Raw genomic sequence first — 10,398 nt, 5'->3', positions numbered from 1 at the left:
CGGCTGGACATGTGGACTATCGGGCAAATGGCACCTGGGCAATAGCACCTTGCCTCAGCACGGCTTCTCGCACTGGTTTGCCCACGAAAAAGGCGGTGGTCCCTACAACGACGCCACATTGGTACGCAACGGCGAACTCGTCACCGTACCGGGTTATGTGACCACCGCCATCACAGACGACGCCCTCGCATTCATCGACAACAATGACGACCATCCCTTTTATCTCAGCGTTCACTACACAGCACCCCACAGCCCATGGACTGGACATCCCCAGGATATTGTCGATTCCTACGACGACTGTCCATTCGAATCCTGCCCACAAGAAGATCCACACCCTTGGGCGGGTGGCTTGAGCAATAATTTGGGCAACCGCGAAAGTCTCAAAGGCTACTTTGCCGCTGTCACCGCAATGGATTATGATGTGGGACGCATTCTCGATAAAATTGAAGCCAAAGGGATTCGCGAAAACACCCTTGTTGTCTTCACCTCTGACAATGGCTTTTCCTGCGGCCATCACGGCTTTTGGGGCAAAGGCAATGGCACGCGCCCCTTAAACATGTATGAAAACTCCATCAAAGTGCCCTTCTTAGCTAGCCATCCCGGCGTCATTCCCGAAGGCAGCGTGCAACCCGCAATGGCTTCGGGATACGATTTTATGCCCACCCTCCTCGACTATCTCAACTTGCCCTTACCAGAAGACCGCAACTATCCCGGCCGATCCTTCCTCACCGCACTTAAAGGCGAAGAAGACCCCGGACGCGACAATGTCGTTATATACGACGAATACGGCACGACGCGCATGATTCGCACAGCAGAATGGAAATACGTACACCGCTATCCCGATGGTCCCAACGAACTCTACGACCTGCAAAACGATCCCGACGAGCGCGACAACCTCGTTGCCGACAATGCACAGGCCAACCGCATCAAAACGATGAAAACACAGATGGAAACGTGGTTTGCAACCTACAGCGTCCCCGACAAAGACGGACGCGATTACAATGTCACAGGTAGCGGACAACTCCGCCCTGTCGGACAAAAATGGGAAGACGACCACAAACCCTTTGCATAAAGAGCAGTCAGTTTTCTGTCAAAGGAGGTACTGGTGAAAACGGGTGTGTGCAGTTACTGTTTCAATTCGATGCTGACCGAGGGTAAGATCTCTTTGATGGAGGCAATCGAGTTCGTAGGAAAGGAGACGGAGGCCGACTGCTTCGAGCCCTACTCCCCATACTGGCGTCCTGATCGAGACGTGCAAGAACAGGCGCACGAGGCCCGAAAACTGATGGACCGGGTGGGCCTACAGGCCTCATGCCATGCTCTGGCGACCGATTTCGCCGTCTATGACGAAGGCGAAAATCGCGCCTGCCTGGACTGGTGTGAGAAGATGCTCCAGGTTGCCGTGATCCTCGGAGCCGATACGGTCAGAGTCGATCCCCGCACCGCCCCTCCTCCCGGCAGATCCCGCGACGATATCGATCCCGAAGACGCCCTCGCCCGCGTTGCCCAAAGCATGCAGACCGTCGCCGACATCGCTATCGAAAAAGGCTTGAAAGTCGGCGTTGAGAACCACGGAGTGCTACTCGGACGCACGTCACAGACAGCGCGCATCGTCGAGCGGGTCAATCGCCCCAACTTCGGCGTGAACCTCGACTTCACCAATTTCCGCACGGTCTTCGGAGAAGATCACGTTGAGGCGACCCGGCTTCTCGCCAGACATGTCGTCCACATTCACGCCAAGGACTTCCACATTCGGCAGGATCCCCAACCTGGGGAGAAGTGGCGCGAAATCCCCTCGGGCGAATACGTCAAGCGCGCGGTCGGCGGCGAGGGGAACTCGGGTTGGGCCGAGATCTTTCGCATCCTCAAAGATGTGGGCTACAAGGGCACTATCTCCCTCGAGGTCTCAGATCCAGCGGACATCCGGGGCAGTGTCGCTAAAGGAGCGGCCAATTTGAAGCGTATCATCTCGGAGGTGGAGCAGAGGTACATGTAAGAGAGGCATCCCTGCTTTGACTGTTCCATTCTGTGCTTATCTTTAACTCACTGCATAACCAGAAGAATGTTCAAAAGCTATCTAAAAACAGCTTTTGTCTCTACTCTCGCGAGAATTTGTCCTCTACATCGCCCTATCAAGCCTCATAGCGTTTCCAATCGCCTATTACGCGATAAATCAATGGTTGCAAACATTCCCCTACCGCATTGAGTTGGGTTTGGTTACATTTCTACTCGGTAGTCTTGTTATGTTTATAGTGGTTGTTACAACGGTTGCCACCCAGGTCCTCAAAGCAATACGTGCAAACCCGGTCGAAGCCTTGCGATATGAATAGGGGATCTATGAATTGGCCGATATGGTGGGATTGGGAACTGGAAATAACACCGCATGTTGAAACGCGAATGGAAGAAAGAAATTTCACTGAAATCGACCTGAGAACCATGCTGGATCGAGCTGATACTTTTGAACCAGATGAAATTGAAGGACGGTATATGATTCAAACGCGACATCGTCGAGACGGTTGGATAATTATTGTTGAACCAGATGAAGACGATCACTTATTGGTGGTTATAACCGCTTTTCGCATATAAGGTACCCGATGAAAACTCGATATTTGGAAGTGACATTTCGCAAGGGTAAACCGCTTGCAGCCTATTTGTATTTGCCGAGAGAACCCGGTGCTAAGAGTGCCAGAACAGAACTTATGGGGTCTGGCTTACTGGTGGATTATCAGGCCGATGGTCGTCCGATTGGCTTAGAAATCACAGCACCTGATAAAGTCACATTGGATCAGATCAACAGTATTCTCAAGCGGTTGAATTTACCCTTACTGGACCCCCAGGAATTGGCCCCCTTACAAGCGGCATAAGACATTGGAGGACGGATATGAATGACAAATTAGCTCTCTATGGCGGGGAAAAAACGCGTACAGCCCCTTTCCCTTCGCGCGCGCCATTTGGAAAAAAAGAAGAAGAATTGTTATTGGACGCCGTGCGCAGTCAAAATTTATTTGGCAAAAGCGGCACCTATGTCAAAGATTTTGAAAAACAATTTGCCGAATTTTACGGAATGGAACATGCACAAAGTTCAACGAGTGGCACGGCGGCCATTCATCTGGCAGTGGGCGTTGTCGATCCCGAACCGGGGGACGAAATCATCACCGCCCCCATCACCGATCCGGGCAGCGTGATGCCCATCTTGATTCAAAATGCCGTACCCGTATTTGCCGACGTCGATCCCCTGACAATGAACATGACACCCGAATCAATTGAAGCAAATATTACAGACCGAACGCGCGCAATCATCCTCGTACACTTGTTTGGACGCCCTTGCAATGTCGAAGAAGTGGTAAAAATTGCAGAAAAATACCACATTACACTAATTGAAGATTGCAGCCAATGTCACGCCACCAAATACAAAGGTCGCTATGTGGGAACTTTTGGGCACATGGGTTGTTTTAGTTTGCAACAGTCAAAACACATGACCACGGGCGATGGCGGGATGACGGTCACGCATGACCGAGAAACCTATATTCGACTCAAGCTATTTTCCGATAAAGGATGGGATTATCAATATATGGCCGATCGCGACCACGCTTTTGTCGCACCCAACTATCGCATGACCGAAATGCAGGGCGCGGTTGGCCTCGCGCAGTTGGAAAAAGTGCGCGGCGTGGTCGAAAGACGCCACGAATTGGGCGCGTTGCTTTGTGAACTCATTGCCGATGCCCCGGGCATAACACCCGTTCCACCCGAGGGAGACCGCGAGGTTTCGTGGTGGAATTTTATTTTTCACGTCACGGGTCACGACCCCGATGAATTTTGCAAAGCCGTGCGTGCCGAAGGCGTGTCTATGGGGGCGCATTATATCAAAGACCCGATATTTATGCGCGGAAATTATCTGACCGAAAAACGCACTTATGGAAACAGCGGATTCCCCTTTCACCACGGCGTAACAAGCCGCGAATATAACTACGGTCCAGAACTCGTTCCAGGCGCAGTACAGGCATTGAGTACAGTCGTCGTATGGGGCTTGCACGAACACCTCGACGAAAACGACATCCGAGACACCGCCGCTGCAATCAACAAAGTCGCAAACGGCCTGAGCAAATAGACGAGAAAAGGAATCCAAATGCACCAGTCTCGTACACGGTGGTATCACATCAAAGGCATTTTTGCAAGTGTACTCTGTATTTTAGCTCTCTCTGCTTGTGGAAACACACCGCCAGACATCACGGGCCCCACACCGGGCGAACCCGGGTCAGAGGCAATACCGGGAGGGCCTGGGCGGATCGCATATTTGAGACAAAATCTGCAGACGGGCAGTTTTCATCTTCATATCGTAGATCCCGACGGGAAAAACCCCACCAATCTCAATCCCATAGACGATCTGGCTGAATATTCCGGACAATCGTGGTCGTCCGACGGCACACAACTCGCCTTTGCCTCGAACCGCAGTGGCAATGCCAATTTCAACATTTTTGTCATGAACACAGACGGCAGCAATATCCGCAGCGTGGTTGAAGATTCGGGAGGCGATTTTGCATCTTCCTGGTCGCCCGATGGGCAGAAAATTCTCTTTCAAGCATGGCGTAGCGATGAGACAACTTGGGATATTTATGTGGTCAACATCAACGGCTCTGACGAAAAGGTACTGATCAATACAGATATGGAAGAACAACTGCCCGTCTGGTCGCCCGATGGCACCAAATTTGCCTATCAAGCTGGGCACCGCGGTCGGGGAACCGATATCTATGTCGCCAATGCCGATGGTACAGGCGCAATGCGTTTGACAGACGGCAATGGCACCTTGCACTCTGCACCTGCCTGGTCGCCCGATGGAACGCAGATTGCGTTCGAATCCAATCGCCATCAACCCCCACCAACAGAAACGAGAACGCCCCTGGCACAGTACGAGATTTACGTAATGAATCCGGACGGTTCAAATATGCGCCGTCTCACATCTTCCCAACCCCTCGAAGCATTGCGCAATCCAACCTGGTCGCCGGATGGGAAGCAAATAGCATTTGCATTTCACACCTATGCAACAAATCTCATCTCGGGATTTTCGACCCTTAAGGTCATGAATATAGATGGATCTAATATGTACTCCATTCCCGATCTCCCCCTTGGCGCACGCTTTCCGCGCTGGTCGCCCGTACCGTAAACACACATCCATCCCGTTGATTCTCCAAAGTCTCGGATTTTATCTGAGGCTTTTTTGTTTGACTTCACCGCTTTTGTCCAATTAATTGTTCGCAGCGGGTATATGGCATTGCGAACCACTTGTCAGGAGATGCGTATGAGACGGCCAACAGATGCTGAACGACAGGAGTGGGAAGACAACGGCGTGTTGTTTTTAGAAAATGCAATGGTAGGCGAGGACCTCGCGCGGTTACAGACGACATTTGACCGATGTGCTGCCGAGGCCAGACGCGAATGGTTGGAGGGAATTGCGAAAGGCACGCGTCCCGCCGCCCATTTTGATATTCCAAAGCCATTGGAAATGGACGACGTATTTATCGACCTGATTGATTATCCGGGCTGGTACGGGTTTTTGATGGATTTCGCCGATGAAGACCTGATCTTGCTCGCACCGCAAGTTCGAACCCTGCCGGTCTCACCCATCAGTTATGTGGGCTGGCATCCAGATGTCCCGCATACAACACCACTCCACATGAAGGTACAGATTTATATTGAAGATGTTCCGGCCAATGGCGGAGCATTTGGATATGTACCGGGCAGCCACAAACCCGACGTCGGGTCTTGTCCCGTGGTCCGTCCGCTGGATTCAATGCCGGGGCACAAAGTGTATCCGGGCAAAGCGGGCGATGCGGTATTATTCAATTCTTATGGATGGCATACATCGATGGTCAACCGCACGTTAAAACCGCGCAAGTCGATTATTCTCATCTATGAAAAGTGGAGTAAGGACCGCATATCGACCAAACATTTTGCAGCCATTGCAGATAAATGTACAACGCCAGACCGCAGGCGGTTGTTCAGCCTGGATGAGAGATGAGTATGCCAATTATTGACTCGCACCTGCATGTATTTGAAAAGCTGTCAGATGAATTTCCCCGCGAGGTGGATGATCAGTGTCCCGCAGACAGGGCAGAGACAGCAGAAAAGTTGCTGGAGGTCATGGCAACCAATGGGGTCGATCAGGCAGTGCTGACGCAGATTGGCGGTGCACAATTGGCACACCATCGATACTTACAGCATTGTCTAAAGACCTACCCCAATCGCTTCCAGGGAATTGGATTGATCCCCCGGGATATTTGGAACACACCCGAAGATCACATGGATCGGCTCGCTGAGAACGGCGATATTATCGGATTCAGAATTAACGAAATTGGTGGACCAACCGATCCCCTATCCCAAATGGATGTACGAACATTCACTTCGTATCGCATCTGGAAACACGCGGCTAAAAAAAACTATGTGATGTGGCTCTATATTCGGGCAAAAGACGCGCATCAAGTCGCCTTTATGATTCAGGCATTTCCCGAAATTCGCGCCGTATTTAACCACCTGATGATCTGCCCGGGCGAGGGTATGTTTTCGTGGGATAACGAAGGGCGTCCGCACATCAATACCCCCATACCACCGATGACGCGCTACTCAATGCTGGGCTTGCACGAATACCCCAATATCTGCGTACATCTATCGGGACAATATGCATTTAGCAAAGAAGCCTGGCCCTATCGCGACCTGGAGAGCTGGCACAAAACATTGCTTTCCAAATTCGGTGCAGACAAATTGATGTGGGCGACGGATTTTCCCTGGATTTTGGAAGATCCGGGATATGATAAGCTGGTACAGGTAATCGATGAATTACTACCGGATTTGAACCCACAGCAAAAAGCAGAGATTATGGGGGGAACGGCAAAACGGGTTTTGGGCTTTCCCGACCTGGCGGATTGACCCTTTTGAAATTGACCTTGTATTGTTCGAGGGCCTCGAGCGCCTCGTTATCGGGATGGGGGTATATATCGCGGGATTTCCCAAAAGACGCAACAGCTTCTACCCTCTTGCCCTGTTTTTGCAGCAGGCTACCCTTCAAGTAGTATAGCCGCGCCAGAGTTTGCTTTTTCAATGCCTCGTATTTGAGGGTCTCCGCCTTATCTAACCATGTCGAGACCTGTTCCCAATGCGAGCTATTCCCGTGCTCTATCAGTGTGCCAGCCATGCCGATGAGGCAGGCATAGCTTTTCTCTGCGAGGCGGAACAATTTCTGCATTGAGTTTAGAAGCCCCGGATCACCAGAAAAATAAATCAAACCCAAATATCGCCCGTATTGAAACAACAATCCGTTTCGTCGCACGCGCTCCCAGCGATCAATGGGTTGCAAATGCATCAGATAGGTGAAATATTCCTCTCCACGCGGATGGCGTTTTATCTCTATTGTACCCGGCTTGCCATCTTTAACCACCTCCATGAGAAAACCATAGATCCGTCCCCGGCGGTTGGGAAAAATGTCGAAATCCATAGGAAAGAAGAGGGCGCGTTCTGTCGAATCAGTAAATTGTTCCAAAATCTCCTTCTTATTTTCTTTCGGTAAAAATGGATCGTAGAGGCGTTTGCCATATACGAGACCTTGAAGATTGTACAGAGCCACATCTGGGCGGCGGTTCTCTATGTATTGATAATAGCCCATCGGCCCGGTTGCATCACCAAATACGAACAGGATCGCGTCCTCTGGCAGAATATCCAATTGCATGTCTGCATAGTGCTCGGCAAAGTCGCTATCGGATCGATCATTGACCCGCCAGTGTTCGTGCACCGACCACGCAACCATCGCCGCGCCTACCAGCACTGCCATACCAATTTTAGGTCCCGGTCCACGGGCAAATTTAGAAGGCAACCGTTCTGTCAACCAATCGAGCATAACCTGCAATCCAACGCCCAGCCACAGGGCTGCTATGCCGTAGCACAACAGAGAATATGGCCGAAAAATCGCGCCCCAGAAAAAGTCAAAATCAAAGCCCAGCAAGGCGACCAGCACAAGGCTATTGCCCAAAAACACGAGCAATCCCGAACCTGCTTTTGCGATCTGCCGCCGCTGGAACAGAACGATCAGACCGAACACAGCGAGTGCAAATCCCGGCAGCGTCAATTGCCACAAAAACTCGTTGCCCAGCCATTGCATGAATCCGAATCGGTCATACCATCCGGCACTGGGGCTGGCATCTATATGGGCATAGCCCTGCCGGCTGAAATAATGCCAGAATTCTTTCAACGTATCGATAGAGCCGTAAAAATTGATCAGAGGATCTTGATGCGACCGCCAGATCATCCAGGCATAGGGCAAAGCTGCACACGGCAGGGAAACCCCTAAAAGTAGTGGTAGTTTCCGATACACAGTGCGCCAAATGGGAAAGACCAATAGCATCAAACCCGGCGTTGAAAGCACCATCAGCGGCCAGTGATTAGTCAGGCTCAATCCATAAGTGATAGCCGCGGCAATCCAGATCCCGGTGCGCTGGGGCTGACGGATGCCGTACAAAAGCAGCGCGTAAAAAGAAAAAAAGAACAGCGCATTGAGCGTATAAACCTCGGTGATAATAGCCTGAGACCAGAAATGCTCAGAAGCGGCAAACAACCATGTAGCAGTCAGAGCTGGAATTGGCGATGCGCCCAACAGACGGACACACACATAGACGCAACCACAGGTGAGTGCGCCCAATACCGCGCTGGACAAATGACCGAGAAAAGCAACACCGCCAAAGGGCAATTGCGTAAACAGATAGACGATAAGGGTATAGAGCGGATAGCCCGGCGGATGTGCCACGCCGAGGTGTGCTCCAGCCATGAGAAACAAGCCGTCATCTTCCAGAACAACAGTGCGCGGCATAGTAAGCACATAAAGCACGAGCGGGCCAATAACCGATGCGGCCAGTGCGATTCCATCGCGCAAAGGATTAAATGTTCCATCCAGGGCATGCACGCGATTCATTGCGTATCGTCCTCCTGCTCTTCCGGGCGTTCGTCTGGCACCTCGCGAAACGTCCAGAGAGAATTGATGAAATAGTTGAACAATGTGGCCGGAGCAATTGCGCACCCCTGCAAAATGACCGCTGGCACCGCTGGAAAAAGAAAGGAAAGCAAGACAAATGTGCCATAACTCAGCATCAGAGTCACCAGGGAAACGAGATTAAACTTCAAACCCCGAACGCGCTTTCTCCCCGTCAGTGCGCGATCGCGGAAGGTCCAGTAGTTATTGAGCAGAAAATTTGAGATAATCGACAGCTCAATTGCAACTGGCGATGCCAGCAACTTATGCACACCGAGATTGAGCAAAAGCTGAAACGAACCGAGATTGACAAATACTCCCGATAAACCCGTGAGGGCAAATTTGATAAATGTTCGAGACATAAATTTCCCGATAAATTGTATTTTCGACTGATCAAAGTAACAACGCACCTTTGAAAAATCAAGCGCGAAACTCCCAAAAATCTTCTCTCGCATTTACCAGAATACACAGACCACTTGATACGATTGGCCCGATAGTGAAACGAATCGCTAAAATTTTGTTCATTTTTATATTATTGTTCACTGCGTTGTATGTTGCGCTATCCATCTGGAGAAAACCGATGCCCGATCATCCTTTTTTAAAAAAAAACGCAGGTGTTGAAGTGATTGCACACCGGGGAGGATGGCGGTTGTGGCCCGAAAATACACTGTACGCTTTTCAACACGCAGTGGATCTCGGCGTAGATATGCTGGAAATGGATATCCGCAGTACAAAAGACGGCCATATCGTGGTCTTTCACGACGAGACCGTGACGCGCACGACCAATGGCAACGCGCGTGTAAATGATTTGACCCTTGCAGAATTGAAACAGTTAGATGCGGGATACAAATGGACAGCGGACATGGGCGCGACTTTTCCCTTTCGCGGAAAAGGAATAGCAGCCCCAACGCTGGCTGAAGTCTTTTCATCTTTTCCGCACATGCGAATGACCATTGAAATCAAACAGAAAGAGCCGGATATTGTCACGGCATTTGGCAACCTGATTCGCCACCATGGCATGCAGCACCGCGTACTGGTCGCGTGTTTTGACACCGGGACATTGAAGCGTTTTCGCAAACAATTTCCCGAAGTAGCTACATCGCCGGGCATGACGGAAGGAATGATTTTCTACGCCCTGTGCTGGTTGCATTTGAGCGCGATTTATCAGCCCAATGTCGAAGTATTGCAATTCCCATTAAAAATGGGACCAATAAATGGCAGCCATCCACGCCTTTTATCTGGAGCGCGCAAAAACAATATACAGGTGCAAATATGGACTGTGGATGACGAATCGAAAATGCGAATGCTGATTGAAAAAGGGGTGAATGGCATCATCACCCGCCGGCCGGATCGCCTGTTAAAAATACTCGGGCGAGAATAGGTCTTTC

At 50.8% G+C, this 10,398-nt stretch carries 11 protein-coding genes; 9 read left to right on the top strand and 2 right to left on the bottom strand.

Going from position 1 to position 10,398, the window contains the following annotated elements; genetic code table 11:
- From OXH16_16410 to OXH16_16375, 8 genes are all read left to right on the top strand, one after another.
- The coding region (locus OXH16_16410) for a sulfatase-like hydrolase/transferase (protein MCY3682981.1) at positions 1-1,072 on the top strand (1,072 nt) is incomplete at its 5' end.
- Positions 1,073-1,168: 96 nt separating this feature from the next.
- Positions 1,169-1,996 carry a sugar phosphate isomerase/epimerase gene (locus tag OXH16_16405; protein ID MCY3682980.1) on the top strand — a complete coding sequence of 276 codons (828 nt, stop codon included), beginning with the start codon at positions 1,169-1,171 and terminating at the stop codon, positions 1,994-1,996.
- Positions 1,997-2,337: 341 nt separating this feature from the next.
- Positions 2,338-2,586 (top strand): DUF4258 domain-containing protein, encoded by a 249-nt coding sequence (locus OXH16_16400; protein MCY3682979.1) that lies wholly within the window; start codon positions 2,338-2,340, stop codon positions 2,584-2,586.
- 8 nt (positions 2,587-2,594) lie between these two features.
- On the top strand, positions 2,595-2,864 hold the full coding sequence (locus OXH16_16395; protein MCY3682978.1) for a DUF2283 domain-containing protein: 270 nt from the start codon (positions 2,595-2,597) through the stop codon (positions 2,862-2,864).
- A gap of 17 nt (positions 2,865-2,881) precedes the next feature.
- Positions 2,882-4,108, top strand: coding sequence for a DegT/DnrJ/EryC1/StrS family aminotransferase (locus OXH16_16390; protein ID MCY3682977.1), 1,227 nt, complete (start codon positions 2,882-2,884; stop codon positions 4,106-4,108).
- Positions 4,109-4,126: 18 nt separating this feature from the next.
- Positions 4,127-5,161: a DPP IV N-terminal domain-containing protein gene (locus tag OXH16_16385; protein ID MCY3682976.1), complete on the top strand. Its 1,035-nt coding sequence runs from the start codon at positions 4,127-4,129 to the stop codon at positions 5,159-5,161.
- Between the two features lie 135 nt (positions 5,162-5,296).
- Positions 5,297-6,016, top strand: a complete 720-nt coding sequence (locus OXH16_16380) for a phytanoyl-CoA dioxygenase family protein (GenBank protein MCY3682975.1) — start codon at positions 5,297-5,299, stop codon at positions 6,014-6,016.
- A 2-nt stretch (positions 6,017-6,018) separates the two neighbouring features.
- The gene (locus OXH16_16375) at positions 6,019-6,921 is read left to right on the top strand and encodes an amidohydrolase family protein (GenBank protein ID MCY3682974.1); all 903 of its coding nucleotides are present in this window, start codon (positions 6,019-6,021) and stop codon (positions 6,919-6,921) included.
- Here OXH16_16375 and OXH16_16370 read toward each other — a convergent pair.
- Both OXH16_16370 and OXH16_16365 read right to left on the bottom strand, forming a co-directional pair.
- Positions 6,869-8,953 carry a DUF2723 domain-containing protein gene (locus tag OXH16_16370; GenBank protein ID MCY3682973.1) on the bottom strand — a complete coding sequence of 695 codons (2,085 nt, stop codon included), beginning with the start codon at positions 8,951-8,953 and terminating at the stop codon, positions 6,869-6,871. The two genes, OXH16_16375 and OXH16_16370, sit on opposite strands and share 53 nt — an antisense overlap.
- Complete coding sequence (locus OXH16_16365; protein ID MCY3682972.1) at positions 8,950-9,372, bottom strand: GtrA family protein; 423 nt, start codon at positions 9,370-9,372, stop codon at positions 8,950-8,952. Before OXH16_16365 ends, OXH16_16370 begins: the two co-directional genes overlap by 4 nt.
- Before the next feature lie 218 nt (positions 9,373-9,590).
- On the opposite strand from OXH16_16365, the gene OXH16_16360 reads away from it, so the two are divergent.
- Positions 9,591-10,391 (top strand): glycerophosphodiester phosphodiesterase, encoded by an 801-nt coding sequence (locus OXH16_16360; protein MCY3682971.1) that lies wholly within the window; start codon positions 9,591-9,593, stop codon positions 10,389-10,391.
- The last annotated feature ends 7 nt before the right edge of the window (positions 10,392-10,398 follow it).

Source organism: Gemmatimonadota bacterium, assembly GCA_026705765.1.
Lineage (GTDB): Bacteria > Latescibacterota > UBA2968 > UBA2968 > UBA2968 > VXRD01.
This window is presented reverse-complemented; position numbering and strand designations above follow the sequence as displayed.